Origin of the sequence: Pantoea sp. Lij88, assembly GCF_030062155.1 — a bacterium.
GTDB lineage: Bacteria > Pseudomonadota > Gammaproteobacteria > Enterobacterales > Enterobacteriaceae > Pantoea.
Genome location: NZ_CP118267.1, coordinates 232325 through 259253, shown reverse-complemented (window position 1 = coordinate 259253; position 26929 = coordinate 232325). Strand labels below are relative to the sequence as shown.

At 54.9% G+C, this 26929-nt stretch carries 25 protein-coding genes; 18 read left to right on the top strand and 7 right to left on the bottom strand.

Going from position 1 to position 26929, the window contains the following annotated elements; genetic code table 11:
• Positions 1 to 19: 19 nt before the first annotated feature.
• Positions 20 to 448: a DUF305 domain-containing protein gene (locus tag PU624_RS01390; RefSeq protein WP_283545076.1), complete on the bottom strand. Its 429-nt coding sequence runs from the start codon at positions 446 to 448 to the stop codon at positions 20 to 22.
• A 272-nt stretch (positions 449 to 720) separates the two neighbouring features.
• On the opposite strand from PU624_RS01390, the gene PU624_RS01385 reads away from it, so the two are divergent.
• From PU624_RS01385 to PU624_RS01370, 4 genes are all read left to right on the top strand, one after another.
• Positions 721 to 1461, top strand: a complete 741-nt coding sequence (locus tag PU624_RS01385) for a response regulator (protein WP_283545075.1) — start codon at positions 721 to 723, stop codon at positions 1459 to 1461.
• Positions 1458 to 2774: an ATP-binding protein gene (locus tag PU624_RS01380; protein ID WP_283545074.1), complete on the top strand. Its 1317-nt coding sequence runs from the start codon at positions 1458 to 1460 to the stop codon at positions 2772 to 2774. Before PU624_RS01385 ends, PU624_RS01380 begins: the two co-directional genes overlap by 4 nt.
• Before the next feature lie 162 nt (positions 2775 to 2936).
• Positions 2937 to 3194 (top strand): YdgH/BhsA/McbA-like domain containing protein, encoded by a 258-nt coding sequence (locus tag PU624_RS01375; RefSeq protein WP_283545073.1) that lies wholly within the window; start codon positions 2937 to 2939, stop codon positions 3192 to 3194.
• Between the two features lie 421 nt (positions 3195 to 3615).
• The gene (locus PU624_RS01370) at positions 3616 to 4869 is read left to right on the top strand and encodes an MFS transporter (RefSeq protein WP_283545072.1); all 1254 of its coding nucleotides are present in this window, start codon (positions 3616 to 3618) and stop codon (positions 4867 to 4869) included.
• Between the two features lie 362 nt (positions 4870 to 5231).
• Here PU624_RS01370 and PU624_RS01365 read toward each other — a convergent pair whose 3' ends face one another.
• Positions 5232 to 5672, bottom strand: a complete 441-nt coding sequence (locus tag PU624_RS01365) for a GNAT family N-acetyltransferase (protein ID WP_283545071.1) — start codon at positions 5670 to 5672, stop codon at positions 5232 to 5234.
• Between the two features lie 321 nt (positions 5673 to 5993).
• Between PU624_RS01365 and PU624_RS01360 the strand changes: the two genes are divergently transcribed.
• Entirely contained in the window at positions 5994 to 6386 is a 393-nt protein-coding gene (locus PU624_RS01360; RefSeq protein ID WP_283545139.1) for a GNAT family N-acetyltransferase, read from the top strand.
• Between the two features lie 763 nt (positions 6387 to 7149).
• Here PU624_RS01360 and PU624_RS01355 read toward each other — a convergent pair.
• Positions 7150 to 7509, bottom strand: coding sequence for a hypothetical protein (locus PU624_RS01355; RefSeq protein WP_283545070.1), 360 nt, complete (start codon positions 7507 to 7509; stop codon positions 7150 to 7152).
• A 518-nt stretch (positions 7510 to 8027) separates the two neighbouring features.
• Between PU624_RS01355 and PU624_RS01350 the strand changes: the two genes are divergently transcribed.
• The 5 genes from PU624_RS01350 (at position 8028) to PU624_RS01330 (ending at position 13429) form a co-directional block, all read left to right on the top strand.
• The gene (locus PU624_RS01350; RefSeq protein ID WP_502921564.1) at positions 8028 to 8492 is read left to right on the top strand and encodes a (2Fe-2S)-binding protein; all 465 of its coding nucleotides are present in this window, start codon (positions 8028 to 8030) and stop codon (positions 8490 to 8492) included.
• Positions 8489 to 9481, top strand: a complete 993-nt coding sequence (locus PU624_RS01345) for an FAD binding domain-containing protein (protein ID WP_283545068.1) — start codon at positions 8489 to 8491, stop codon at positions 9479 to 9481. The genes PU624_RS01350 and PU624_RS01345 overlap by 4 nt, the downstream gene beginning before the upstream one ends.
• Positions 9478 to 11787 (top strand): xanthine dehydrogenase family protein molybdopterin-binding subunit, encoded by a 2310-nt coding sequence (locus PU624_RS01340; RefSeq protein WP_283545067.1) that lies wholly within the window; start codon positions 9478 to 9480, stop codon positions 11785 to 11787. The genes PU624_RS01345 and PU624_RS01340 overlap by 4 nt, the downstream gene beginning before the upstream one ends.
• 95 nt (positions 11788 to 11882) lie before the next feature.
• The gene (locus tag PU624_RS01335; protein ID WP_283545066.1) at positions 11883 to 12449 is read left to right on the top strand and encodes a nucleotidyltransferase family protein; all 567 of its coding nucleotides are present in this window, start codon (positions 11883 to 11885) and stop codon (positions 12447 to 12449) included.
• Complete coding sequence (locus tag PU624_RS01330) at positions 12446 to 13429, top strand: XdhC family protein (protein WP_283545065.1); 984 nt, start codon at positions 12446 to 12448, stop codon at positions 13427 to 13429. The genes PU624_RS01335 and PU624_RS01330 overlap by 4 nt, the downstream gene beginning before the upstream one ends.
• Here the strand turns inward: PU624_RS01330 and PU624_RS01325 are convergent.
• Complete coding sequence (locus PU624_RS01325; RefSeq protein WP_283545138.1) at positions 13418 to 14512, bottom strand: ABC transporter substrate-binding protein; 1095 nt, start codon at positions 14510 to 14512, stop codon at positions 13418 to 13420. The genes PU624_RS01330 and PU624_RS01325 overlap by 12 nt on opposite strands.
• Before the next feature lie 34 nt (positions 14513 to 14546).
• Complete coding sequence (locus PU624_RS01320; protein ID WP_283545064.1) at positions 14547 to 16667, bottom strand: TonB-dependent siderophore receptor; 2121 nt, start codon at positions 16665 to 16667, stop codon at positions 14547 to 14549.
• A 472-nt stretch (positions 16668 to 17139) separates the two neighbouring features.
• Between PU624_RS01320 and PU624_RS01315 the strand changes: the two genes are divergently transcribed.
• Positions 17140 to 18030: a MurR/RpiR family transcriptional regulator gene (locus PU624_RS01315; RefSeq protein WP_283545063.1), complete on the top strand. Its 891-nt coding sequence runs from the start codon at positions 17140 to 17142 to the stop codon at positions 18028 to 18030.
• A gap of 200 nt (positions 18031 to 18230) precedes the next feature.
• Positions 18231 to 20204, top strand: a complete 1974-nt coding sequence (locus PU624_RS01310) for an autotransporter outer membrane beta-barrel domain-containing protein (protein ID WP_283545062.1) — start codon at positions 18231 to 18233, stop codon at positions 20202 to 20204.
• A 114-nt stretch (positions 20205 to 20318) separates the two neighbouring features.
• Here PU624_RS01310 and sfnG read toward each other — a convergent pair whose 3' ends face one another.
• A complete protein-coding gene (sfnG, locus tag PU624_RS01305) occupies positions 20319 to 21407 on the bottom strand; it encodes a dimethylsulfone monooxygenase SfnG (RefSeq protein WP_283545061.1) in 1089 nt (362 codons plus the stop codon).
• Positions 21408 to 21713: 306 nt separating this feature from the next.
• Here sfnG and PU624_RS01300 point away from each other — a divergent pair, with 306 nt between their 5' ends.
• Both PU624_RS01300 and rluF read left to right on the top strand, forming a co-directional pair.
• Positions 21714 to 22184, top strand: coding sequence for a GNAT family N-acetyltransferase (locus PU624_RS01300; RefSeq protein WP_283545060.1), 471 nt, complete (start codon positions 21714 to 21716; stop codon positions 22182 to 22184).
• A gap of 103 nt (positions 22185 to 22287) precedes the next feature.
• Positions 22288 to 23166, top strand: a complete 879-nt coding sequence (rluF, locus tag PU624_RS01295) for a 23S rRNA pseudouridine(2604) synthase RluF (RefSeq protein ID WP_283545059.1) — start codon at positions 22288 to 22290, stop codon at positions 23164 to 23166.
• 46 nt (positions 23167 to 23212) lie between these two features.
• Here rluF and PU624_RS01290 read toward each other — a convergent pair whose 3' ends face one another.
• Positions 23213 to 24271, bottom strand: a complete 1059-nt coding sequence (locus PU624_RS01290) for an SDR family oxidoreductase (RefSeq protein WP_283545058.1) — start codon at positions 24269 to 24271, stop codon at positions 23213 to 23215.
• 97 nt (positions 24272 to 24368) lie between these two features.
• Between PU624_RS01290 and PU624_RS01285 the strand changes: the two genes are divergently transcribed.
• From PU624_RS01285 to PU624_RS01270, 4 genes are all read left to right on the top strand, one after another.
• Complete coding sequence (locus tag PU624_RS01285) at positions 24369 to 25271, top strand: LysR family transcriptional regulator (RefSeq protein ID WP_283545057.1); 903 nt, start codon at positions 24369 to 24371, stop codon at positions 25269 to 25271.
• A gap of 85 nt (positions 25272 to 25356) precedes the next feature.
• Positions 25357 to 25701, top strand: coding sequence for a toxin (locus PU624_RS01280; protein WP_283545056.1), 345 nt, complete (start codon positions 25357 to 25359; stop codon positions 25699 to 25701).
• Positions 25694 to 26008, top strand: a complete 315-nt coding sequence (locus PU624_RS01275; protein ID WP_283545055.1) for a helix-turn-helix domain-containing protein — start codon at positions 25694 to 25696, stop codon at positions 26006 to 26008. Before PU624_RS01280 ends, PU624_RS01275 begins: the two co-directional genes overlap by 8 nt.
• A gap of 214 nt (positions 26009 to 26222) precedes the next feature.
• Positions 26223 to 26894, top strand: a complete 672-nt coding sequence (locus PU624_RS01270) for a hypothetical protein (protein ID WP_283545054.1) — start codon at positions 26223 to 26225, stop codon at positions 26892 to 26894.
• The last annotated feature ends 35 nt before the right edge of the window (positions 26895 to 26929 follow it).

Sequence of the window (26929 nt, the reverse complement as noted above, 5' to 3'; positions counted from 1 at the left end):
AACGGCCACAGGGTGTGGCTTATTTTCCCTGCGGAGTCGCAGGCGCAGATTCTGACTGGACCTGATCGGGGGCCGGCGCGGCTGGAGGCAGAGGTTTACCCAGCGCCTGATACATCGCGACGATCTCCTGCTGCTGGGTCACAATGATTTCCTGTGCAATGCGCTTAAGCTGTTCGTTTTTGCCGTAGCGCAACTCAGCGACGGCCATATCTATGGCGCCCTGATGGTGTGGCGTCATCATGGCAACAAAGTCTTCATCGACATTGCCGGAGGGATCGATCGCCATGCGGGACATCATGGTGTCCATAGCCTGTTCATTTTCTTTCCAGAAGCCCTGTTCCCGGACAACGGCAGGTGCATTCGCGCTGGGGTGATCGTGCGCACCTGCACTCTGGCTCACTGCCAGCAGGCTATTAGCAATCAGGAAACAGCGAAGAGTACGGTTCATAGCAAGCCCTTACCGGATAACAAAGGCCGGACTGGCCTTTCATGGGCTTATAAAAGCAAAACCAAGTATCGGGACTGTTTTCGGGTGTGGGAGATTTGTATTGTTATGTAGCAGGATGACGGAACGTTTCTGGCAGAGTTCCCTGCCAGTCCTGGTGGTGGCGCATCATCGGCTGGGAAGGGAGATACACTCCGGTACAAAGCCCGCAACTTTAAAGAAACAACTGCGATAAGCTGACAGCGGTTAGCCCCCTTTAAAAGAAGGATTGCGCTGTGGAACATGTCGATCACATTTTGATCGTGGATGACGATCGTGAAATTCGTAGCCTGATTGCGGAATACCTGAAAAAGAACGGTCTGCGTACGACAGAAGTCGCCGATGGGCGGCAAATGCGTAGCTTTCTCGATAGCATGCCTGTCGATTTGATCGTGCTGGATGTGATGATGCCCGGTGATGATGGCCTCACGCTATGCCGCGAACTGCGCAGCGGTAAGCATAAAGGCACGCCGGTGCTGATGTTAACGGCACGGAGTGAAGACACTGACCGCATCATCGGTCTTGAAATGGGGGCAGATGATTATCTGGTGAAACCCTTTGTGCCGCGTGAACTGCTTGCCCGGATCAAAGCGGTGTTACGCCGCACGCGAATGATGCCGCCCAATCTGGTTATTTCAGAAGCGGCGCGGATTGTGGCGTTTGGCGAATGGGCCCTGGATACCACCTCGCGTAACCTGGTGGATAAAGAGGGCGTGATGGTGGCACTCAGTGGCGCGGAGTATCGCCTGCTGCGGGTGTTTGTTGATCATCCTCAACGCGTACTTAATCGCGACCAGTTGCTTAATCTGACGCAGGGGCGGGACGCCGAGTTATTCGAGCGCTCAATCGATCTGCTGGTCAGCCGTTTACGTCAGCGCTTAAACGACGATGCCCGTGAACCTTTCTATATCAAAACGGTGCGCAGCGAAGGCTACGTGTTTGCGATGCCGGTGGAACTGCGTGAGGCTGACGCGTGAAACGTCTGATGCAGTGGTGGCCTAAACGGCTGGCCTCGCGGCTGATGCTGATCCTGCTGCTTGGGTTGCTGCTGGCGAATGGCTTAACCCTGGGATTGCTGCTGCTGGAGCGGGCGCAAAGTGCCAAAGCCATGATGATGGGCAATCTGGAATATGACGTGGCCACCAGCGTGGCGATTCTCGATCGCCTCCCCGCCAATGAACGCGCTGCTTGGGCGACACGTCTCGATCGCAGTAATCATCACTATCTGTTGCACGCTACGCCATCGGGTCAGCCTCCGCAGACTAAACGCCTGCAGGATACGGCCAGTGCTCTGACGCGGGCGCTTGGCCCGCGCTATCCCCTGAGCTTCAGCGTCAACCCGGATAACAGTGCACAGATGATGGCGCACCTGCGCTTAAGCGATGGCAGCCCGCTCAGTATTGATCTGGCGCCTCGCAATATGCCGTTTGCCCGCTGGCTGCCGATTGTCCTGGTAGCCCAGTTTGTGCTGTTGCTGGGCTCCGCCTGGCTTGCGGTGCGCAGTGCGGTCCGGCCTCTGACGGATTTGACCCGGGCAGCAGAAATGCTCCATCCCGATTCAAATAATACGGTCCGCCTGTCGGAAGAGGGGCCGGTTGAAGTGCGCAATGCGGCGCGCGCCTTTAATGCCATGCAGGAGCGGATTAGCGCGTATCTGAAAGAGCGTATGCAAATTCTGGCGGCGATTTCCCACGATCTGCAAACGCCGATTACGCGTATCCGGCTGCGTTCGGAAATGATGAGCGAGACCGAAATCAGGAGCAAACTGTTGCAGGATCTTGAGGAGATGACGCGGCTGATTCGGGAGGGCGTGGCGTATGCGCGCACCCGTGAAAGCAGCGATGAAAAGCTGTGTCGTATTCAGCCGCACGCCTTTATAGACAGTCTTGTCTGCGATTATCAGGACACGGGGCAGCAGGTTACGCTGCAGGGAAAACTCAGCGGATCGCTAAGTACCAAACCGCACGCGCTGCGCAGAACGCTCAGTAACCTGATCGATAATGCGCTGAAGTTCTCAGGCAGCGCGGAGGTGGTGGTCAGACAGGAGGCGGGTCAGGTCACTATAGCGGTACTGGATCGCGGCCCCGGTATCCCGCCGGAAGAGATGTATGCGGTGATGCAGCCTTTTTACCGGGTCGAAAATTCACGTAATCGGGCCACCGGCGGAACCGGACTGGGTTTAGCCATCGCCCAGCAACTGGTTGCGTCATTAAGCGGTGAGCTGACGCTGGCGAACCGCAGGCAGGGCGGTCTGCGGGTAACCGTGACGTTGCCGGATATCAGTCACTGATTTGTATCGCAGTGTGCAATAGCGGTAAAAAGCGAAAACCCTGGTACACTTTTCCCCCCTGGTCGATATGTTACCGATACATTGCGGTGGTGTAATTCTTACATCGGGCAGCAACGGTTGATGCTTGCTTCCCCCGGCGAATTTCACTCTCTGAGGTGACATATGAAAAACGTGAAAATGATTCTGGCATCAGTCATTCCTGGTTCCGTTTCTGTATCCAGCTTTGCAGCAATGGAAACCACCATGTCACAAGGTAAGACCCTTATCGGTCGCATTTCTGACAGCAGCGGCTCGACTACACTTTGCGAACTTAACGCTAACCTGGCAGCTAAAGCACAGGCGGCGGGGGCCAGCAGTTACCGTATCGTGGCAATGGGTGGCAATAACGTTCTGTCTGGCACTGCTGATATTTATAAATAAGCGTGTTAATACGCGGTAACGCAATGCGGATGGGATTAACTCCGCATTGCGTTTACTGCACCTGTCTCTCGCGTATAAATCCGCAACATCCCTTTTTAATCTCGCCCACGCTATTTTCGGTCATCACCATTTTTCACATTTCTTCACCGTACAGACGTCTGAAAGTGAGATTAAAAGCTCACCAGACCTGCTCCGGTTACGGATCACTTTTACTCTCAGCAGTAACCTCCGCATTTAATTCCCTGCTTTACTGTTTTCCTTATATTGCTCTTCGAACAGGGGCCTTTACCTTACAAGCTGGGGAATTAAACAATTAATTAACATTTGGGTTGCGCGTCATGAGGAATAATCTTATTACTATTTAATGAGTTATGCGCTGACGCAGTCCAGTGCATCCACAGGAACAGAATAAGGATATTTTATGACTACCAGACCTGCCGCTGAGGAGTGTCCGGAATCGGGATTATTCCGGACGCTGAAATCTTTTCCGGCGACAGTCCATGCGCTGCTCTTTTTTACGCTGGTCATACGCTTCAGCTATTTCATGGCCTGGCCATTTATCGCCGTAATCATGACGCAGAATTATCATATGTCGCCGATCGCCATTGGCGTGGCAATGACCAGCAGCGCACTGTTCTCGGTGGTGCTCGGCATGTACGGTGGGCAGATTTCAGACAGACTGGGACGACGCGTCATTCTTATGCTGGGCTGCGGGTTTTCAGCTCTGGGATATAGTCTTCTTGCGCAGGCCGACGGGATGGGGCTGTTTATTACTGGCCTGATGGTTATTGGCGTTTCCTTTGCATGGGTTGATCCGCCGCTGCGCGCACTGATGAGTGATTTGCTGGTGGACCGCCGTCGCCGTGCGCTTGCCCTGCAAATGCGCTATTACCTTATTAACGTCGCGGCGGTATTCGGTCCGCTGGTCGGAATTGCATTTGGCCTGACCTCACAAAAGGGCACCTTTCTGATCACCGGGCTGACCTATATTCCTTTTTTCGTTTATGTGCTGCTGTTTATCCCCGCAGGAAAACTGCTGAATGAGCCGCAGGATGGGAGCGGGGTAACGGTTAAACTGCATCAGGTCATTGGCATCATTGCGAGAGATAAAATTTATATTGCGGCGCTACTGTGCAGCATTTTGTGCAGTGTGATTTTTATCCACTACGAAGCCATTCTGCCGCAATACCTCCTGTTACTTAATGGCAACGCTGCGATTAAGCTGATTACACTGATACTGGTGACAAATGCCTGCACCGTTCTGGTGTTTCAGACGTTTATCATGCGGTTTCTTGCCGCCATTTCCCTGCCGAAACGCATTCTTATCGGTGGATTTATTTTCGCGCTATCGCAGATCTGCTTTTTTTGTACACGTTCAACGGAGATCTGGCTTTGGCTTACCGTGACCAGTGTGTTCAGTGTGGGAGAAGCGATTCTGATGCCAAACCTGAACATTTTGCTCGATCAGCTGGCCCCGGCAGAGCATCGTGGCGCCTACCTGGGTGCCTCTATGCTATCGACACTGGGGATCGCTGTCGGGCCGTTAATCGGTGGAGTGATGCTGGCGATGACCGGGGCAGGAGTCTTTATCTGTACTGCGTTGCTCAGCCTGTTGCTATGCGCAATCATCTACGCTTACAGAAACCGCATGCTCGCGCGTCTGCAGGATGCGTAATGTAAAACGAGCAGGGCATCAGGGATTCATGGCTGTAATGGGCTATCGCGATTTTTCAGTCTGTGGTAATCGTGAAATGAGTGTTGTGAGTTCAGTGAAGCAACATCTTATCGGTGGAAGCTCATCACCATTCAAATATCCCTGTAATTTTGTCACGTTTATCTAATTATGACTAAGCGCCTAATATCGCTGACATCATGATTGGGTGAGGATTTATAAAACCTCCAGCAAAATATGGATAGCCTTTGAAATAATCCTTTTTACGTCTCGTCATTCAAACTGGCAATGACATATTTTGCCTCAGGACAAATACGTTAAGCTTACTGGGGCCTGAAGTGAAACCCGATGAGTGTGGAAGAAATTCAGGCATCCCGATGCTTCTCTAACCGGATAAAATCGCCATCTATCTTTGTCTTATTGCCCCAGCCGAGTTGCATATAGAATTTCGCGGCGCGGCTATTTCCATCCGTTTCCAGCCAGGCAATGTCGTGATGTCTGAACAACTCCTGTTCCGCCAGCAGGGTCAGTCTGCGTCCGATGCCTCTGCCTTCATAGGCAGGCAGAACAAAAAGACCATAAAGACAGCCTTTCTCCGTTAAAATCATCGAAAAACCGACCACTTCTTCATCATTTGTTGCAACCCATGTGCAATAACTCTTTTCGATCATATCCCCCACGCTACTTTCAGTGATGCCCATCTTCCGCATCTCTTCACGGCCCAGGTGATTTTCGTTAACAGATGTTCTGACAGTGAAAATACTCTCAACATCGGATAATTGAGCGGGTCTGATATTTATATTCATTAGTGTTACTTCCTTTATAACAAAAGGTAAATCTGGACGCTTAGGCGGCGATAGTTTTCTAAGAGCATAGATTCTCGACCAAAATTGCAGATAATCATGTCCCTTCTTGCTCGTAGCGCACTAATAGCCCTGAAGTACACGCCTGCTTCGTACCAAAAGGAGACATTGAGCCACATTAGCGCAAATAGCAGACAAAACAGAAAAATAAGGCTGGAAACAAGGACCTTTATCTGTATATTCAGACAGTGATTTGTACGACTAAATAGGATCTTTGAAATGAATAGCAGTGATAGTAAGTTAAATTTCGAAATTTGTGAAAATATGGATACAGAAAAATCATTGGCTATTGAAGAAGGACTTAATGCTTTCAACGATTTAATGACGGGAATTAATGACCGTAAACCATTGTCTGTATTAATAAAATCAACTAAAACGGGTGAAGTACTTGGAGGAATGCAGGGGCGTTCGTCACTGGGTCTCCTTTTCATTGATCTTTTCTTTCTTCCTCCAGAGTTGCGGAAAATGGGGCTTGGTACAGATATCCTTAATCGTTTCGAGAATGAAGGTCGAAGAAGAGGGTGTACTGCAGCTTTTTTATACACAATAAGCTTTCAGGCTCCTGATTTTTACAAAAAGAACGGCTGGGAAGAGTTTGGACGTATTGACTGCGAGCCTGAGGGAACAAGCCGGATATTTATGAGAAAATCATTATAAAATCCAGTAAATTACGAGGTAAATAGCCGCTTCATTGGCGAGTTAAAGCGAGGTGACCAGTTTTAAACAGGGCGATGATCTCCTTATTTATAATTTTGCTGATTTTCAAGCTACTAAAAGATTTCGGCTAATCGCAAGAGGCAACATTTCACCACAACCAGCTTCGTTCAGCCTGTTGCCATGATCCCTGCCATAGGTCAAAATGTTTCAGTTTTTTAATTTTTTTTTAATAACGTCCTCACCCATTAAAGAAATATATTGTTCCGGAATCGAAATACCAATAAAGCCCTTGAACACTGTAAAGTTTACATTCAGATACGAGTGATCCCAACACACTCTATATCTTTTTAAGGTCTTCATTCAGAATTAACTGTAAGGCTATCAGTGTTTGGACTCCATAATGGCCACCTGCTTAAGCGCGCGATTATTCTCAGCCAGTACAACATCAGCGAACGATTGTCCACTGATATCATAGATGACTCTGCACGTTCTAAAGTGAGGTGGAAGCTATGATCGTCCGTAGGATATTCTGGCAAGCATATACTCATTGCTGAATTTTACAGATTGCGTTAATTCCAGACTGTGGCTGGCTATAAGGATAAACTTATTACCTTCTTCATTTATGAATTCTTGGGTAAACATGTTTTCTCCAATTTATTTTATCGCTGTCTTCTTCCGGAAATATCCCGGTTATCAACGATGACTTCTTACATCTAATCAGCCGATGTCGTATACGCTGAATGAGCCTTGAATAATCATCTACTTATTTTTTTTGGATCTGTTTACGACGGATCTCAATCATCCTGATATACATGTCCCGAAACTCCTTATTCTGCTTGATTACCATTTCTCTGGGTAAAGATGCTCGCTCTTTGTTCCAGTCATCAACAGCACCCTTGCACGCTTTGTAAGCATCATTAACAATATTCTCAGCAGGAGACGTTGTATTGATATATGGAATAGTATGTTTGTTAAGGCATAAGGCGATTGGTGGACCAAAATCATTCTCTTCAGCATGTGAAGTAATAGCAAAAAGTAGTATAAATAGTGTTAAAAATCTCAATTTACTTTTCCAATGATTTAAGTGCCGGGATTTATCTGTTTTCAGGATGGTTATCGACATTTTGAGATAGATCTTTATTTGCTCCAGGAGGTTCTCTAAGAGGTTATTGTGCCAATTTTTTACAACGTAAGCATTTGTCCAGTACAGAATGTGCGGAGTATAGCCAACGAAATGTTGGATTACCTGCCGATTCGCTGTCCGGCGTGGCATCAAACCTGATATTCACTATGAACGCTGTGCTTTTCACCGCATGCCTTATGAGACGGGCATTTCAGCCTTTAGGAGGTCACAGTCATAAATACACGGGGTAAACATAATCTAATCAATATCTTAATGTCAAAGCCCGCCCCCATTTTTTGCCATTAATCTCGGTTTCCACCTCAGATAACGCTGACTTTTCCCGACTTCCCCACCAGATCCCCAAAAAGCTGCTAAACCTAAAGGCAGAGATACGCGCGTAAAGATTAGGGTTATCAAAATTTTCCCCGATTTAACTCCCGTCAAAAATACCAATAAAAATTCATCTTTTAGCCCACAACAATGGGAAGCAGACAATGTCGGAAAAAATATCGCTAACAATGCAGGTTAATGGCCAGTCGAAGCAGATGCATGTCGATCCGCGTGTCACGCTGCTCGACGCGCTGCGCGAGCATCTGAACCTGACCGGCACCAAAAAAGGGTGTGATCAGGGGCAGTGTGGTGCCTGTACGGTGCTGATCAATGGTCAGCGGGTACTGAGTTGCCTGACGCTGGCGGCACAGGCGGATGGCGCTGAAGTCACCAGCATTGAAGGGCTGGCCTCCACCGAGGGTGAACTGCATCCGGTGCAGCGCTGCTTTATGGAAAATGATGCCTTCCAGTGTGGCTACTGCACGCCGGGACAGATTATGTCCGCCGTCGCCTGCATCAAAGAAGGTCATGCCGGTTCAGACGATGAGATCCGCGAATACATGAGCGGCAATCTCTGCCGTTGTGGGGCTTATCCCCACATCGTCGATGCGATTAAACAGGCCGCAGCAGAGATGGCGAAGGAGTCCGCATGAATGAATTCAGCTGGAAAGTCGCGCAGTCTCCTCAGCAGGCCGCATCCCTGAAACAGCAGTCAGGCAGCCAGTTGCTGGCAGGCGGCACCACGCAGCTCGACTTGATGAAGTGTGGCGTCTTCACGCCACCGCAGTTAATCGGCATCAGCGGATTAACGGAGCTGAAAAATCTGCAGTTTGACGAGGATAAAATCACGGCCGGCGCGCTGGTCACCATGAGCCAGCTGGCGGATCATCCCGACTGCCAGCAGCGAGCACCAGCCATTTATGGCAGCCTTTGGCAGGCCGCCTCTCCACAGATTCGTAACATGGCGTCGCTGGGCGGTAATTTACGTCAGCGCACCCGTTGTGCCTATTACCGCGATCCGGCGACCTTTAGCGCCTGCAATAAACGCAATCCGGGCTCCGGCTGCGCTGCACTGGATGGCGTTAACAGCAACCATGCCATTCTGGGTGCCAGCGACAGCTGCATCGCAGTCTATCCCGGCGATCTTGCGGTCGCGCTGGTGGCGTTTGATGCCATCGTGGTCCTGCAGAATCAGCAGGGCGAAACGCGCCGCATCGCTATTGATGATTTCTTCCTGCTGCCAGGTGACACGCCCGATCGTGAACACGATCTGCGCGACGACGAAATCATTGTAGCCATTGAAGTGCCGCAAACCGAATCACTCCGTCACTCTCACTATCTCAAAGTCCGCGACCGCAGCTCCTATGAGTTTGCTGCAGCCAGCGCAGCCGCAGGCTTCACGCTGGAAAACGGTGTGATGCGTCAGGTGCATATCGCGCTGGGCGGTGTGGCGACCAAACCCTGGCGGGTCAGGTCAGTGGAGCAGGCGCTCGAAGGCCAGCCGTTCAATGAAGAGACGGTGTTCCAGGCCGCAGAACGGATTACTCAGGAAACGCAGGCGCTGACGCATAACGCCTATAAAGTCAAACTGGCGCCGCGTGTGATTGCCCGCGCGCTGATGGCAGCAGGAGAAACCGCATGAGTGACGTAAACGACAAGGCGCGTCCGGATGTTCAGACGGTGAACTCAGCAGCAGAACAACCCATTGAAGGGCTGGGCGCCGCACGCTCGCGTGGCGACGGCAAAGTGAAAGTCACCGGTGAAGCGCGTTATGCGCTTGAACATCAGCCGGAAAATCCGCTCTATGGCGTGGTGATTCAGTCTACTGTCGCCAGCGGTCGTATCAGCCGGATGTCGACAGAAAAGGCGCAGCAGGCCTCAGGCGTGCTGGCGGTTTATACCCATCTGAACACGCTGAAGATTAACAAACCCACCGCGATTGCCGACGGCGGCGCGGCGCAGACAACCTACACCCCGATTCAGGACGATGTGATAATTCACAACGGTCAGAACATCGGTCTGGTTGTCGCAGAAACGTTTGAGCAGGCGACCTATGCCGCCTCGCTGGTGGAAATTGACTATGAAACCTCACCCGCGCTGATTTTTGCTACCGATGAGGGCGTCGAGCCGAAACCGCTCCCGAAGCAGGATATCGATATGGGCGACGCGCAGGTAGCGATGCAGCAGGCCGAAGTGCGTCTGAGCCAGCGCTACACCACACCGCGTGAATACAACATGCCGATGGAACCGCATGCCTGTGTGGCGCAGTGGCAGAATGGACGCATCACCGTCTGGGAGCCGAGCCAGTGGGTAGCGGGCGCGCAGGTGGAAATCGCCGAGTGGATGGGCATTGACGTTGAAGACGTGCGCATCATCTCGCCTTATGTCGGCGGCGGATTTGGCTCCAAGCCGGTGCCTTACACCCACGTCGCGCTGGCGAGTGTGGCGTCGCGGGCGCTCAACCGCCCGATTAAAGTGTCGCTGACCCGTCCGCAGACCTTTACCGGCCTCGGCGGACGTGCTGCCACCTCGCAGCAGCTGGAGCTGGGCGCATCCCGTGACGGCAAAATCCAGGCGATTATCCAGCGCAGTTTCAGTGAAACGTCACTCATCGACGTGTTCGCCGAGAACTGCAGCAAAGTGACCGCCCGTATGTATGCGGTAGAGAACGTCTCCGCTCAGCATCAGATCAGGCCGATCAACACCGTCACGCCAGGCTGGATGCGCGCGCCAGGTGAAAACCCCAGCGCCTTTGGGCTGGAAGTCGCGATGGATGAGATGGCCTATGCCCTGAACATCGATCCGCTGGAACTGCGCCTGCGCAACTGGGCAGATAAAGATTATCAGCTCGATCTGCCGTGGAGTTCACGACGTCTTAAAGAGGCCTATCAGAAAGGGGCGGAAGCCTTTGGCTGGGACCAGCGGATCATGACGCCACGGTCGATGCGCGAAGGGCGTGAACTGATTGGCTGGGGTATGGCTTCCGGCACCTATCCGGTCAACAAACTGCCCGCCGAGGCGAAGATCATCCTGACGCCGCAGGGAACCTTTGTGGTGCAGTGCGGCGGTGCAGATATCGGCACCGGCACCTATACCATTCTGGCGCAGACCGCCGCCGACATTCTGGGCGTCGCCTCCACCACCATTGAGGTTCAGCTGGGTGATACCGAGCTGCCGCGAGCGGGTGTGGCAGGGGGATCGCAGCTGGCGGGCAACGTAACCGCTGCGGTAGACGACACCGCTAAACGTATGCGGGACCATCTACTGAAGCTGGCCAGTGAGCTGCCACAGTCGCCGCTGCAGGGAACGCCCGTGTCCCAGCTGACGCTGAAAGGCGACGGGGTGCAGCATAATCAGCGCAGCGACCGGGCCGTGTCATTTGCGGCGCTGGCGAGCCTGGCACCGGCGGAGAGTCTCACGGTGAAAGGCGGGACCTTCCCGGAGGATATGTCAGAAAGTGAGCGCGATAAGATGGTGCGCAACCTCAATGACGGCACCCGTCCTGAAAAATTCTCTGCTCACAGCTGGAGCGCGCATTTTGTTGAAGTCCGGGTCGATGAAGATTTCGGCACGATTCGGGTAAAACGGATGGTGGCGGCACTCGACAGCGGTCGTCTCTACAATCCTAAACTGGCGCGCAGCCAGTGGATTGGCGGCATGATCATGGGTGTTGGTCAGGCGCTGATGGAAGAGGGCATTGTCGATCCGCGTAACGGTCGGGTGATTAACAATAACCTGGCGGATTATCTGGTGCCGGTGAATGGCGACATCCCGGACATTATCACCATCAACGTGGGCGAGCCCGATTTTGAGGCGACCACGATGGGCGGTAAACCGGTGGGTGAGCTGGGTATCGTCGGCGTTGCCGCAGCGATCAGTAATGCGGTGTTTCATGCCACCGGCAAGCGCGTGCGCGACCTGCCGATTACGCTCGACAAAATTATCTGAGCCGGTTTCTGACCTGCTGCCAGCAGGTCGGATTGTCGTTTTACGGGCGTGGGCTGAAGCCTGCGCCCGTTTTGCACGCTGAGTGGAGAAAGAGAGTGAAGATAGCGCTGGTCGTTCTGGCCGCCGGGCTGAGCCGCCGTTTTCGTCAGCAGTCCGGCGAGCATAAGCTGCTGGCTGACCTGGACGGTAAACCGGTGCTGCAACGTACGCTGGAGCAGGCCGCTGCCAGCGGGCTTGACCTGTTCGTGGTGACACGGCCCGACGTATCGGCAATCCATCAGCTCTGCACGCAGGCGACGTTAGTGTTGTGTGACAGCGGCGGTCTGGGTGAGTCGATCGCCGCCGGCGTTAACGCCAGCCGGAACTACGATGGCTGGCTGATTGCGCTGGGCGATATGCCGTTTGTCACGCCTGAAAGTTACCGCGCCGTCAGCGGTGCGCTGGCAGAGGCGGTGATTGTCAGACCGTGGATTGACGGCAGGCCAGGCCATCCAGTGGGCTTTCAGCAGCAATGTTATCCGATGCTGAATACGTTACACGGCGATGCCGGGCCGCAGGCGATCGTGAAATCGCAGGCCGTCCGGCTGCCTCTTCACGATCGCGGTTGCCTGTGTGATATCGATTTCCCTGCCGATCTGCAGCTGATTAAGGAATTTTCATGATAACGCTGGATCAACGCGTGATTAATGCGGCACTGAACAGCTGTCAGGCGGGCCAGCAGGTCTGGCTCTGCACGGTGCTGCGTACCTATGGCTCTTCGCCACGCGCGCCAGGCACCCTGATGACGGTGAACGAAACCGGCGCTTACTGCGGATCGCTGTCGGGCGGCTGCATTGAAGAGGATTTTCTGGCGCAGCTGGCGGCGGGGGCTTATCGCGCCAGCAGTCAGCGGGTGCGCTACGGGGAGGGCGGTATCCGTCCTGACGTTAATTTGCCGTGCGGCGGCAGTCTGGAAATCGTGATTGAGTTTCTCCCGCCCGATGAGACCACGCTGGCGCTGCTGACCGCGATGCAGCGCGCGCTGAGCGGACAGCAGCCGATGGTGAAAATGATACGGCCCGGCGAACGCGCGCAGTGGGAAGTGATCGCCGCCGATCGTGTGCTGCCCGCACTCGATGCCAGCGAAGAGCAGATGTTACTGCCGGTCGGCGCGATACCGGAACTGCTGATCGCGGGCTACTCCAGCGTGGCGTATGAGTGCATCCGGCTCGGGCAGATCCTGGGTTTTCACGTGCGGGTCTGTGAGCACCGCCCGGAGATGCTGACGGAACTGGAAAGCCATTTCAGCGGCGCAGACAACGTGACCCTGGTGTCACAGCATCCGGCGCGCTGGCTGGAGCTGAACGGCGCGCACGCTGCGGTGGCGATTGTGGCGCTGACCCACGATCCGCGCATTGATGACCTGACGATGATGGAGGCGATTGCTACTCCCGCCTTTTATATCGGGATCATGGGATCGGTGAAAAACAGCGAGAAACGGCGGGCGCGACTGCAACAGATCGCCGGAATGGATCGGGCCGAACTGGACCGCATCCATGCGCCCATCGGCCTGCCCATCGGCAGCAAAACCCCGGCGGAGATTGCGCTGTCGGTCATGGCCGATATCGTCCGGGTAAAAAATCGCGGACAGTCAGCCGCCTGATCCCGGGGTCGCCTCGGGTGCCAGCCGATAGAGGTAGCTGCCCGAATAGGGAACGGGCAGGAAATCACGGAACAGCTGCCGCAATGTCTGCTCAGGATCGACGTCGCGGAACAGCTGAGGATAAAGTGTGGTCGCGAAGAACTCGGTCGCTACCACGTGCCACGGGCTGAGGTAAAAGTTGTGCCAGATGGCCCCGGCATGACCGTCCCGCAGCGCGTTCAGCTGCTTCAGCGCATTCTGCTGACCCGTGAGTGCCAGCAGGCTCTGCCGGGTTTGCGCCGAGGTGACGGCGGGACCGAGTTTCAGCGCACCCGCTTCATCGGCGCTGCCGGTGCCGGTGGCAAAGTAGTAATCCGGCTGAGCCGCAATCACGCTTTCCTCACTCAGCCGCCCGAACACCCCTTTGATCTGCTGACTGGCAATGTTATTGCCACCGGCAAATTTCAGCAGCTCACCCAGATTGCCATTCACCGAGGTGACGCAGCACTCACTGCGTCGTCCAAGATGCAGCTGCAGCAGCACGGAGGGTTTCGGGCCGTGATACTCCGCCAGACGACTCGCAATGCGCTGCATATGGCTGCGGTAAAAGCGATTAAAGTCAGCAGCCCGCTGGGGCTGATTCAGGACCTCGCCCAGCAGAGTGATGCTGCGCTCGGTGTTTTTCAGCAGCTCAACCCGAAGATCGATCTTCACTACCGGGATCTTTGCCGCAGTCAGCATCTTCTCCAGCACGGCGCCATTTTCACTTCCGCGCGCCAGCTGCGGCAGGATCACCACATCAGGCCTGAGCGCGATCACCTGTTCGGGATTCATGTCATTGACACCATCCAGCCCCACGACCGGAATCGTTTCCATCTGCGGAAACTGACGGGCAAAAACCTGCCAGGTCTGAGGATCATACTTTTTCAGATCCTGCGGCCAGCCGGCGATATGCTGCAGCGGATTGCCTGGCGTCAGCAGCGCAACACTGTAGAGCATCCGGCTTTCGCCCAGCACAATGCGCTGCGGATGATCGGGAATTGTGACCTCACGGCCGGTGATGTCGGTCAGCGTGCGGGCCTGTGCGCCCGCGCTGACCAGCATCACGCTAAGCATCACCAGCGCAGATCGAAGCGATTTAAAATTCAACACGGGCCTGTACCATCAGATTGCGGGTTTCACCTTCACGGACGCGCAGATTGCCGCCGCTTGACGTGTAGTAGTGCTGGTTAAACAGGTTATTGATGTTCAGACGCAGCTCGGTTTGTTCGCCGAAGAGGCGATTTTTCCACGCCACAAAGCTGTCTGCCACCACGTAATCGGGCAGGGTGAAACTGTTATCAGGATCGCCAGCACGGCTGCCGACGTAACGCGCCCCGCCGCCGAGCCGCAGCGAGCCTGGCAGGCCGCTGACCTGCAGCTCATGACTCAGATAGAGCGCACCGGCATGACGCGGGGCATTCTGCAGGCGGTTGCCGTTGTTATCCGGATTCACCCGGTCGCTGACGATTTCTGCCTGATCATAGCTGTAGTTCGCACTCAAATCCCAGCCTGGCGCAATCTCGCCGTTCAGCTCAAATTCAGCGCCGGTCGAACGGGCTTTATCAATGGCCCGCGTGCTGCCATTGATATTCAGCGACATCGCCCGTTCATCTATCCGATACAGTGCCACGGTGGCCAGCAGTTTCGGCGACAGCTGCCATTTACTGCCGACTTCCCAGCTGGTGCCCTGTTCCGGTTTGCCGACGTTGCCGTCATCATCCACATCGGTGGAAGGCGTAAACGATTTGCTGACGCTGGTGTAGAAAGAGAGATCGGGCGTGAGTTTGTAGATCACCCCTGCCTGCGGCAGAAACTTATTACCCTCATCGTTCAGGGTCTCCACCTGCGGATTGAAGCCGCGTGAGGCGCGCTGCTCATAATGCTGATACCGACCGCCCAGCACCACAATCCAGTCCTGGGTGAGTGAAATGCTGTCTTTAGCGTAGAGCGACCGGCTGTGAATACGGTTCAGGTTATTCGCCCCGGCGGTGTTCTCCGTGCTGGCGTCCGTGACCGGTGACAGCATGTCATATTCGGGACTGAAGTAACTGAACTGACGGTTGATCTTGCCCAGATACTGATTCGCGCGATAAGTCTGGTTCATCTCATAATCGGTGCCCACCACCAGCGCATGCTGCATCCCCATGATTTCCGGGTTGCCCAGCAAATCCCAGCTCACATATTTGGTTTTATGGTTAAACCCGCGATTGGCATCAGCACGACGCGTGACTACACCGCTGCTGGCATTTACTGCCGTCACGCGCACTTCATTGTTGTCATAACGTCGCTGGTTCCAGCCCAGTGTAAACCGGGTGCGCCACTCATCATTAAACTGCCAGTCATAGTGGGCGTTCAGGGTTTTGTTGTGGCCCCATGCGTGGTTGGCCTTGTCATCCAGACGATCTTTATAACCGATGTCGATCGGCTTGCCGTCGATAAACGCCGTGCCGCGATCGTAGGGGATGTCATAGCGATAATCGGCATAGCTGATTAAAAAGCTGGCCTGCTCGCCAAACCATTGAAGTGAGGGTGCCAGCAGGGTGTGCTCTTCACTGCCAAAGTTGCGCCAGTAATCCTGATTCTGCTTTTCGGCGATTAGCCGGAAGGCAAAACCGTTGCCCAGCGGGCCGGTGACATCCACCGTGCCTGCGCCGCCGCCTTCGCTGGCGAAACGTCCGGTGACGCTGGAGTGCCAGTCATACTGCGGCTTTTTGCTGACCACGTTGATAATGCCGCCCGGATTCTGAATGCCGTACAGCAGTGAGGCGGAGCCTTTCAGTACCTCAACCCGCTCGGTCGTGGCATCAAAATTGAGACCCTGACTGCTGCGGATGCCATCCCGGTAGACCGACCCATCGGCATTACTGCCAAAACCGCGTCGAACGAAGCCATCTTCGGTGCCCGCCAGCGTGTTCGCCTCGGAGACGCCGCTGACAAAGCGCATCGCATCCGCCAGTGAGCTGGCCTGGAAATCCTCCAGCTGTTGCTGTGTCACCACGCTGACCGATTGCGCCTCGTCGAGTCGCGCCGTCGGCATTTTGCTGGCAACGCTGCTCTCGCTGGCGCTGTAATTTCCCTCTGAGCTGGCATCAGCGGTCACGGTCATATCCGGTGCGCTGTCGGCTGCTGCACTGACCTGTGGCAGCATCATGCTGCCGCAAATCGCCACGACCAGAGCGGGGTGCCGGGCCGGATATCGTGAGTCTTTGTTTTTCATTTTTCTTTTCGTGTCTGTTACTGGCAGTTTCTGAAGTCAATTCGCCCTGATGACTGACTGTCATACAGGGCTTCCCTGGAGGTGGTCTGCAATATGCAGCGCGTTAAGCAGAGGAGAGCAGCATCGGGGTTCAGGCATCACGCTATCACCCGGACGACAATACTTCTCATCTGTAATTGAGAATCATTCAAACATCAGGTAGTGTAGTAGTAAACATAATTTGAACGGGATTTGCTACATTTTTACCGTATCGCTTTTTACTGCGAGGAACTCTTTATGATAATTTTATTTAATTGAAAAAGATGGTTATTTATTAATGATGAGAGTTGAGAATAGGGCAAAACCACATATTTTGCAGGTGAAAGTTAAACCGGATTGAGCCTTTCACTACATTTTCTGATGCTGAAAGGTTCTCCTGTAACCCGACCGGTAATGAGCCGTTCAGCCCTTTAACGCCAGCAGCAGGTACAGCATGAAACAAAACAGGACGGTAAAAAACAGAGTGGATGTGGTGGCAGAGCGTCTTCGTGCCCGCGAGAAGCAGCTCTCTCCCCGTCTGCTGGCCGTAGCGCGCTATATCGATCAACAGCGTGAAACCGTGCTGGAGAGCACCGCGATGGAGATCGCCGTAGCGAATCACACCTCAGACGCGACCGTGATCCGCGCTATTCAGGCGCTGGGCTTTAGCGGGCTGCGCGACCTCAAACAGACGCTTAAGGTCTGGTTTGGTCCATCGCTGACCTCTGAAGATAAGATGATTACCACGGTCAGTGAGGTGACCAGCGACGTGAATAGCGCTATCGACTTTGTGCTGAATGGTCACCGGCACGCCTGTGAGGTGCTGTCGCAACCGCAGAATCGGGTGGCGGTTGCGGATGCCGTAGCGCTGCTGGGCGAAGCGCGGGAAGTGGCTATTTTTGGCATTAACGCGTCAGGTATCCTGGCGGATTACAGCGTGCGGCTGCTGAACCGTATCGGTCTGCCCGCCTTTTCTCTTAACCGCGCCGGTATTGCGCTGGCAGAACAGATGCTGGCGCTGCAGCGTGGCGATGTGCTGGTCATGATGGCGCAGCAGTCCGCGCACCGGGAAGGGACTACCGTGGTGCGTGAAGCGAAACGGCTGGATATTCCGATCATTCTGCTGACCAACGCCACCGACTCCTTTTTCGCGCGGGAGGCGAATGTGGTGATCAATGTGCCTCGCGGGGGCGAGAAGGGACGGATTCCGCTGCACGGCACAATTATGGTGTGTCTGGAGATGTTGATCCTGTCGGTCGCCTCAACGCTGCCGCAGCGCACGGTTAAAACGATGAAACGCTTACAGGATCTTTATCGCGGACTGAAACCGGCCAGCAAAAAGTAGCCTGCATTACTGAGCCGTGACCGGGATAACCCGAAAACCTGATTGTCATTGCTCTTCCTTAAGTCAAATTTCTCCGCTTTGCGACCGCGATCGCGTCTTTTCTGCCGCCACTTTTCTCAGACGTCTACGCTTACAGCTTGCCGCGCCACCGGGTGCGGCTGTGACTTTTCATTTTAATTTTGTTTTGTGCGGAGCTGCTGATGAAACCCCTTCACGCGCAATACCTTTTTTGCTGTGCGGCCCTGAGCCTGCTGTCCCCTTTGCCTGCGGTGGCATGGAGCGAACTCACCGTGTTTGGCGACAGCCTGAGTGATGGCGGCAACGTAGGCCGTTTTACCTATGATGGCGCGACCCATCCACTTTATGACGAGATCCTGGCACAGTCGCTGGGCGATACCCTGCGTCCCTCATCCCAGGGCGGGAGCAACTATGCCGAGGGTGGCGCCGTTGCGGTACCGGCGATCAATCCCCTGTTTAATACGCAGGATCAGCTCGATAGCTACCTTGCGGCGCGTGGCGGACGGGCCGACCCGAACGGCCTCTATATCCACTGGATTGGTGGCAATGATTTAGCGGCAGCGGCGCTTGCGCCTCTTGCAGCGCAGCAGATCGTGGATAACAGTGCCAGCGCGGCGGCCTCACAGGTCAGCCGGTTGCTGAATGCCGGGGCCGGAACGGTGATTGTGCCGACGGTGCCGAATGTGGGCGCGACGCCTGCTCTGTTGCAGGCGATACTGCAGGTGCTTGGCCCGGCCGCGCAACCCGCGACGGCGGCGCTGTTTCAGTCGCTGAGCACCACCACCACGCCCGATCGTGCCGCAAGAGAGCAGGCAATTGAAACCGCGCTTAACGCGGCGGGCGGACAGGTTTCTTCGATTCCACTGATCCGTGATGCCCTTGCGCAACAGCTGATTGCTGCCTGGCAATTGCTGAGTCAGGAGGCGGCGACACTCACCGATCGTTACAACCAGGCTGAGGAGCAGGGACTGGTGGCGGCACGCGGCAACATCGCGCGGGTCGATATCAATGGCCTGTTTAATGAGGTGATTGATAATCCGCGTCTGTATGGACTGAGCAATACGGCTGGCATGGCCTGCCCGCCGGGTGTCTCATCAATGGACTGCACCTCTTCAACGCCAGGATTTTCGCAGTCGCAGCAATATCTGTTCGCTGACCGGCTGCATCCCAGCCCGGCAGTGCATGCACTGATCGCCGATTATATTGAGTCGGTACTGAACGCCCCGCTGCAGGTGGCCGCGCTGAGTCAGGCGCCGTCGATGCTGGTGGGCGATGCGCATAATACGCTGGATGGACATCTGCAGCAGCAGCGTCAGCAGCCCGCCAGCGCCGGCGAATTTACTGTTTTCGGCGGTTATGCCGGGCAGCAGCGCGATTTTCGCGGCGACAGCCTGCTGGATGGCGATGCCACCAGCGCCACCGGCACCGTGGGTGTGGGCTATCAGCTGACCGATCACTGGCAGGCCGGGGCCTTGCTCTCCACCACCTCGCAACGGCAGGATCCCTCATCGCGCTTTGATTACCGTTTACGCGGCAATCTGGTGGCGCTCTGGAGTCAGTTCAATTATCTGGATGGCGGATGGATTAATGCGGATGCCCATTATGCCGATCTCAACTTTGATGATATCGAGCGTCAGATCCGGCTGGGACCGGCGACCCGCACGGAGAAAGGCAGCAGCGACGGAAAAGTGCTGGGAATGCGGGTGCAGACCGGCTGGGATTTACCGCTGGGCCGCTATGTGTCGACTGGCCCGATGGCCAGCTATGCACTCGACTACACCCAGGTCGATGGCTATCAGGAAGAGGGTAACAGCAGCACCTCAATGCGTTTTGGCGACCAGACTCAGCACTCCCAAATCGGTTCAGTCGGCTGGCGCATCGACAGCAAAGATCTGCTGATCAATCCCTGGGCGCAGGTCAGTTACAACCACCAGTTTGGTGACAGCGACACTGCCGTCACTGCCGGACTGAAATCGACCCGAACCGCCTTCACCCGCAGCAGCGGCTCCCGGGATGATAACTGGATCGATATGGCGGTCGGCGCGAGCGTGCCGATTGGTGCATCGGTCAATGCGTTCGCTGGCGTCTCGGCGGTGGCAGGCAACAGCGACACGCATCAGGTGACCTGGAACGTCGGGCTTAACGCGCGCTTTTAAGCGTTCAGCTGTGTGAAATCGTCCGTCGCTATCCGCACTGGGTGCGACGGACGAGGCAACAACAGGTCGCGCGTTCATCATTTCACCGGTGCGAGAATGCGCCGGTATGCCGCTTCAGGCTTCGGCCACCGCCGCCTGCGCCTCCAGTTCACGGACCCGCGGTATCACTTCACGGCCAAAAAACTCCACTTCTTCATGGAAGTGCAGAAACGCCAGCAGCATCAGATCGACCCCCGCCTGCTTCAGTTCGATAATCCGTTCAGCAATCTGCTGGGGCGTGCCGATAAGATTGGTTTTAAAGCCGTCGTTGTACTGCACCAAATCTTCAAATGACGATTTCGCCCAGTTTCCTTCACCTTCCGGAGAAGCACTGCCTGCATTTTTGACCTCATGCTGAAAGCCTTTTACCGCATCCGGATTGGCTTTGCTGATGATCTCCTGAAGCACCGCCTGCGCCTCCTGCTCGCTGTTGCGTGCAATCACAAAACCGTTGAGTCCGATTCTGACCTGATGCCTGTTACGGCCCGCTTTTTCATGGATATCTGCGATCTGCAGACGGACGCCCTGTGGCGTATTGCCGTTGGTGAAATACCAGTCTGAGACCCGGGCGGCCATGTCACGCGCCGCACGGGAGCTGCCACCCTGAAAAATTTCCGGCAGCGGTGACAGCGGTTTGGGTTTCATGGTGTAGTCGCGGAGGCGATAAAAATCGCCGGAGAAGGTAAAACTCTCTTCGCTCCAGATGCCGCGCAGGCAGCGAATAAACTCTTCGGAACGCAGGTAGCGTTCATCGTGATCGAGCCAGGATTCTCCAATCGCCTTAAATTCGCCCCGGAACCAGCCGCTGACAATGTTGACGGCAATGCGCGGTCCATAGAGATGGCTGATGGTGGCGATCTGCTTTGCCGCTAATACCGGATTCCACGGACCGGGCAGCAGGGCGGCGATCACTTTTAGCGTCGAGGTCTGGCTGAGTAAATCCTGCGAAAAGGTGACCGACTCATGCTGGTTATCCGCGCCATACCCGGCAGTAAACCGAATCTGTGTCAGCGCATAATCGAAACCCGCCTGTTCAGCAATCTTCGCCAGTTTACGGTTATAGTCGGCATCCCAGTGGGTACGCTGCTCTATCTGACTGATAACCAGACCGCCCGAGACATTCGGCACCCAGTAAGCAAACTGTATGGGTTGATTCAGTGACATGGTTTTCTCCTGATATATAGCTTAATTTATGGAAAAAGTGTTTCTTCCGAACTTTCAGATATAAAAGAGAAGCCAAAGCAGTAACCGTGCCAGAGTGTAAATCACTGATATCAGGGAGCCGGATGCGATTGTGCCTGTCTGCGCTGTTGCAAATGCAGCAATGTGCAGACAGCCAGGTTGCCGATGCAGCAGCAATCCATCCAGCAGATGAGGCGTACGCAGAGATCGCCTGTACCGGCACGGTTCTCAGATACCGGCGCTGCAGTGTGTTAACGTAACGGCTCTGTTCAGGAGCCGGAGGGCATCATGATTGTCAGACAGGCATCGCCCGAAGAGGCGCACACGTTATGGAACATCCGTAATCTGGCTATCCGTCACGGTTGCCAGCACACCTATCCACCCGATGTTCTTGCCGCCTGGACGCCGGACCGCATGCCCGCCAGCTTTCCTGCGATGATTCGCGTCAATCCCTTCTTCGTGATTGATGGCCCGGACGGCGTGCCGGTGGCGACAGGATCGCTCGATCTCGCTGCCGCCAGCGTTGAAGCCATTTTTACGCTGCCTGATTTCGCCGGACAGGGAATGGCGGGCCGGATCATCGACACCATCAAAGTGGAGGCGCTGCAGCGTGGCTATCGCCGGTTGACGCTCGAGTCGACGCCGAACGCCGTGAGCTTTTATCAACAGCATGGCTTCCGGTCGCTGGGAGAAAGTCTTTATCCGTCAAAGCTGGCGGGCTGTGCGTTGCGCTGTATGGCGATGGAGATTGACCTGTAATTGCGGACAATCATCGGGCCGATAAAAAGGGGCAAAAGTTTCCCGCGCAAAGACTTCGCAAGCCCCCGCCGGTAAGGTATAGTCCGCGTTTTTTGGAGGAATTATGCTGACTGGCTCATCAACTCGTCTTAATAAATACATCAGCGAGAGCGGTATCTGCTCCCGTCGTGACGCCGATCGTTACATCGAGCAGGGCAACGTTTTCATTAACGGCAAACGCGCCGCTGTTGGCGCGCAGGTATTTGCAGGCGATGTGGTGAAGGTCAATGGTCAGCTGATCGAGCCGCGTGACGAAGACGACCTGGTGCTGATTGCCCTGAACAAGCCAGTCGGGATTATCACCACGATGGAAGAGGGCGAGCGCGATAACATCAGCGACTTCGTCAATCACAGCAAGCGCGTCTTCCCGATTGGCCGACTCGATAAAGATTCTCAGGGCCTGATTTTCCTCACCAACCACGGCGATCTGGTCAACAAGATCCTGCGGGCCGGTAACAACCACGAAAAAGAGTATGTCGTTACCGTTGATAAGCCGATCACGGATGAGTTTATTGCCGGGATGAGCGCGGGCGTGCCGATGCTGGGCACGGTGACCAAAAAGTGCAAAGTGAAAAAGGAAGCGCCGTTTGTCTTCCGTATCACGCTGGTTCAGGGCCTGAATCGCCAGATCCGCCGCATGTGTAAGCATTTTGGCTTTGAAGTGACGAAGCTTGAGCGCACCCGCATCATGAACGTCAATCTCAAGGGATTGCCGCTGGGGGAATGGCGCGATCTCACCGACGACGAACTCGTTGAGCTGTTTAAACTACTGGAGAACTCCTCCTCAGAAGATAAACCCGCGAAGAAGGCAAAGGCGCCGGCAAAAGCCGCCCCCGCTAAAAAACCGCAGAAGAGTGCCGCGAAACCCGCTGAAAAAGCCGATGCCAACGGTGGCTCGCGCAAGCGCTTTGTTCAGCCGGGACGTAAGAAGAAAGGGCGTTAAGGCTACCGGATGCAGAGAGCGACATCCTCGCTCTCTGCGTGGATCATCACGGAATAACCCTTGCCGCCCTGAAGCGGGCAAACAGATCGCAGAACATCTCTTCCGTGGCGCGATAACCGTGAAAGCCTGCCCGCCGCAGCTTGCTTCCGTCGCCAAACATGTCGTAGTTCCAGCCAAAAACAAAATCAGCGAAAGCGCCGTCACTCAGCCTGAGAATATCGGCTTCGGCCAGCGCGTTCTCAGCGGCGATTTGCCGCCACAGCGCACGATAATCCTGAAACATCTGCCGGAATGACAACGAAACCGGCGGCGCGACGTCCAGTTCAAACCACGCTGCAATCACCGGCCACAACTCACTCCAGCGCCAGAGATCGCCATTGTTAATATTGAACGCCTGGTTGCGAGCGTCAGCGCTGCGCGCGGCCCAGATTGTCGCGTCGGCCAGCAGGGAAGCCTCGGTAAAATCGACCATGCTGTGCCAGGTTTCCGGTGAACCGGGAAAGCGAAAAGGCAGCCGTGCCGCGCGACAGATCGAGGCATAGATCGCCAGAGTCAGTGCCAGGTTCATGCTGTTTCCAGGCCGGTCACTGCCGACGACGCCGGGCCGCAGAGCGCTCCAGCTCCACGCTTTACCCTGCTGCTGTGCACTTAGCCAGTTCAGCTGTGCGGCGTTGAACTCGGCACCGGGCACGCCGGGATCGCTTTCCCGCGCCGGGGTTTTAAACCGACCGAGATGCGCGCCATAGACTTTGTATCCCTGCATCAGGCTGACATGCTCAAGCGGGGAGATATCTTCAATCACCTGAACCAGATTTTGCAGCATGCCCAGATTGGGGCCGACCATCGACGCCCAGTCAGGGGCGTTCAGCCAGGCGCTGTAAAAGATATGCGTGACGTCAGTGAGTGGTGCCAGCCGTTCATGGCTCTGTTGTTCATCGCGCAGATCCACTGCGATAACCCCGGTTCCGCTTACGGTAACGTCTGAGCGATGGGTCAGCGCGGTCACCTGCCACTGGTCTGCGAGCAGCGCCTGACTGAGTTGCTGGCCGACAATCCCGCTGGCGCCTGCCACCAGCGCGACTTTTTTACCCTGCGTCGTTTTCATGATTATTGCCCTGTTAAGAGAGAAGCCGCATTCTCACCTGCTGCTTATTCTGATTAAATCCCCTGAACCGGATATCACTTATCAGGAAAACCAATAAATGCAGAACAAACTGACGGCGATTCAGACCTTCGTCCGGGTGGCCGATGCGGGATCTTTCTCTGCGGCGGCACGTCAAAACGGCATGAAGCAGTCAGCGGTGAGCCAGCAGATCGCAGCACTCGAAGAGGCGCTGGGTGTCGTGCTGTTGCACCGCACCACGAGAAAAATGGCGCTGACGGAGCAGGGTCAGCATTATCTGCAGCAGGTGAGGCAATTGCTCAGTGCGATGGAGGAGCTGGAGCAGCAACTGCTACCCGGCTCGCAGCCGCTTCAGGGCAGGCTGCATATTCAGCTGCCGAGCGGCATAGGGCAGCGATTGATGCCGCACCTGATCGCCTTCCAGCAGACGCATCCCGGGCTGCGTCTGAATATTGCGCTGGAGGATCGCCTGTCGGATCTCATCGCTGAGGGGGTTGATGTGGCGATAAGACTCAGCGAATCACCGCCTGCCACGCTGGCTGCCCGATCGCTGACCACGGTTGAAACCGTGCTGGTGGCTTCTCCGGAGTGGATAACGCGAAACGGTACGCCGCAGACACCCGATGACCTGCGGCATCACCCACACATACGTTTCAGCGGCGTGTCGCCCGATGTGCCGCTGCAGCTGGTTTCGGCGACGGAGAGCGTGTCTGTGCCGGTGGAGAACGTATTCCGTTCTAATAACAGTGATGCACTGATGCAGGCTCTTGAAGCGGGGCTGGGCATTGGCGGATTACAGACGCTGATTGGCGCAGATGCGCTGGCCTCCGGCCGGCTGGTGCGGGTTTTACCCGACTGGCGGCTTCCCGACCGCTATCTTTATGCTGTGTTTCCGGATGCCCGTTTTATTTCTGACAAGGTCCGTAAGCTGGTGGCGGGGGTGAGTGAGGTACTGGGGGGAACAGTTCAGAGGTTCAATTAACAAGACAGAGAAAAGAGAATGCAGTCAGGTTGAACTGTCCCCAACTTAAGGATATCCTATCCCCTGGTTGGGGATGGGATAAGACATGGACGCATTATTCATCGAGCTTTCCAGCTTTCAGAAATACCGAGCTGACTATCTGAGTGATGATCAGTTTCGGCTATTTCAGAACATGTTGCTGGCGGACCCTGAGAAGGGCGATTTGATACCCGATACAGGCGGACTGCGGAAAGTTCGTTTCAGGGATGAGCGCCGACACAAGGGTGCAAGAGGCGGAATCAGGGTTATCTATTACTGGACGAATGCACAATGCCAATTCATCCTGTTTACTATCTATGATAAAAATCTACGCGACGATCTGACTAAGCAACAGCGTGATGCCCTGGCGACCGCGCTGAATGTGATCAAAAAAGGGTTAAGACATGACTGAACGCGATATTTTCAGTGAACTGATGACGGGTATGCAGGAGCTTAAGGATCATCAGGAAGGGAAAATCACACTCAAGAGTCATAAGGTTACTAAGCGCGCCCCTGTTACCATCGCGCCGCAGGAGTTGCGCGACGTACGTGAAAAACTGAACCTTTCTCAGGCTGTTTTTGCCCACTATCTTCACACCGGCGAGACAACCTATCAGAACTGGGAACAGGGTAGAGCCAGGCCTAATGCCCAGGCGGTATTATTAATTCGCATGGTGCAGCAAAACCCCGAAACGCTGAAAACTCTCGAAAAGTTCTGACAAACCTGCCCGGATGGCTGGCATCGCATTTCTTCAGACATGCTCCCAGCCTCTGATTCCTGGCGGACTATAACTGCATCCTCTTTCCCCAAATCAAACAGTGAGTATCTCCCCCTCCCGCCAGACATTAATGGGGTCACATTCAGAACAACGACACTTTTCACCCTGATCAGGGCGTGGCAGGATAAGCGCAATCTATCAAGGAGTGTGCCTGATGTTACTGAAAGGTATGAACGATCCGCTGCTGAAAGCGTATCAGCATCCCAAATCACGGATGATGATCAGCCGTTTCAGGGGGCTGGCGGGGGATCGAAGACTCAGTGACTGGCAGGCGTTCTGTATTCTGGTCACCGGCTTTACCAATTACTGGTATGTGCAGGCTGGCCACTACGCCATCAATGTCACGCTGACCAAAACCCGCCAGTTCGACTTCCTGCAGGACTTTCTGCATTTCACGGTCACACTCGATGGATTGATTGGGGATGAGCATTTCCGCAGTCCGGACTTTGTGCTGCCCCATTACGATGTGCCCTATGAATTCTGCCGCTGGCGTAACAAGCGCGGCTATGACGCCTTAACGACTTATGTCAGCAAACAGGGCGTGAAATCCCATAAAGGGATGTTCGTCGCCTCTGAGGGTGCGTCCCCGGAAGAGCAGGTGATGACATGGGAAGGGGTGGTCAACGTCTATGATAAAACCTTTTTCAGCGTCGCTAACTTCAACACCACCCAGGAATTCCTGATCAAAGACATCAGTAAAGCTATCCAGGAAGGATTACTGAAGCACCTGAGTTTTTACCGCGATCTGTTTCACTATATCTTCCCGACACCGGCCGAGGCGCGGTTACAGGCGCGAGATGACAGGCGCTATCTGGCTAAAAAATAGCGCCTGAACAGTTCTGCTTCAGTTAAGGGATGTCA

Bases quoted from the DNA above. Each gene is read 5' to 3' on its own strand.
- PU624_RS01390 (WP_283545076.1), bottom strand. From the start codon at position 448: ATGAACCGTACTCTTCGCTGTTTCCTGATTGCTAATAGCCTGCTGGCA.
- PU624_RS01375 (WP_283545073.1), top strand. From the start codon at position 2,937: ATGAAAAACGTGAAAATGATTCTGGCATCAGTCATTCCTGGTTCCGTT.
- PU624_RS01370 (WP_283545072.1), top strand. From the start codon at position 3,616: ATGACTACCAGACCTGCCGCTGAGGAGTGTCCGGAATCGGGATTATTC.
- PU624_RS01365 (WP_283545071.1), bottom strand. From the start codon at position 5,672: ATGAATATAAATATCAGACCCGCTCAATTATCCGATGTTGAGAGTATT.
- PU624_RS01360 (WP_283545139.1), top strand. From the start codon at position 5,994: ATGGATACAGAAAAATCATTGGCTATTGAAGAAGGACTTAATGCTTTC.
- PU624_RS01355 (WP_283545070.1), bottom strand. From the start codon at position 7,509: ATGTCGATAACCATCCTGAAAACAGATAAATCCCGGCACTTAAATCAT.
- PU624_RS01350 (WP_502921564.1), top strand. From the start codon at position 8,028: ATGCAGGTTAATGGCCAGTCGAAGCAGATGCATGTCGATCCGCGTGTC.
- PU624_RS01345 (WP_283545068.1), top strand. From the start codon at position 8,489: ATGAATGAATTCAGCTGGAAAGTCGCGCAGTCTCCTCAGCAGGCCGCA.
- PU624_RS01340 (WP_283545067.1), top strand. From the start codon at position 9,478: ATGAGTGACGTAAACGACAAGGCGCGTCCGGATGTTCAGACGGTGAAC.
- PU624_RS01330 (WP_283545065.1), top strand. From the start codon at position 12,446: ATGATAACGCTGGATCAACGCGTGATTAATGCGGCACTGAACAGCTGT.
- PU624_RS01325 (WP_283545138.1), bottom strand. From the start codon at position 14,512: ATGCTGGTCAGCGCGGGCGCACAGGCCCGCACGCTGACCGACATCACC.
- PU624_RS01320 (WP_283545064.1), bottom strand. From the start codon at position 16,667: ATGAAAAACAAAGACTCACGATATCCGGCCCGGCACCCCGCTCTGGTC.
- PU624_RS01315 (WP_283545063.1), top strand. From the start codon at position 17,140: ATGAAACAAAACAGGACGGTAAAAAACAGAGTGGATGTGGTGGCAGAG.
- PU624_RS01310 (WP_283545062.1), top strand. From the start codon at position 18,231: ATGAAACCCCTTCACGCGCAATACCTTTTTTGCTGTGCGGCCCTGAGC.
- sfnG (WP_283545061.1), bottom strand. From the start codon at position 21,407: ATGTCACTGAATCAACCCATACAGTTTGCTTACTGGGTGCCGAATGTC.
- PU624_RS01300 (WP_283545060.1), top strand. From the start codon at position 21,714: ATGATTGTCAGACAGGCATCGCCCGAAGAGGCGCACACGTTATGGAAC.
- rluF (WP_283545059.1), top strand. From the start codon at position 22,288: ATGCTGACTGGCTCATCAACTCGTCTTAATAAATACATCAGCGAGAGC.
- PU624_RS01290 (WP_283545058.1), bottom strand. From the start codon at position 24,271: ATGAAAACGACGCAGGGTAAAAAAGTCGCGCTGGTGGCAGGCGCCAGC.
- PU624_RS01285 (WP_283545057.1), top strand. From the start codon at position 24,369: ATGCAGAACAAACTGACGGCGATTCAGACCTTCGTCCGGGTGGCCGAT.
- PU624_RS01280 (WP_283545056.1), top strand. From the start codon at position 25,357: ATGGACGCATTATTCATCGAGCTTTCCAGCTTTCAGAAATACCGAGCT.
- PU624_RS01275 (WP_283545055.1), top strand. From the start codon at position 25,694: ATGACTGAACGCGATATTTTCAGTGAACTGATGACGGGTATGCAGGAG.
- PU624_RS01270 (WP_283545054.1), top strand. From the start codon at position 26,223: ATGTTACTGAAAGGTATGAACGATCCGCTGCTGAAAGCGTATCAGCAT.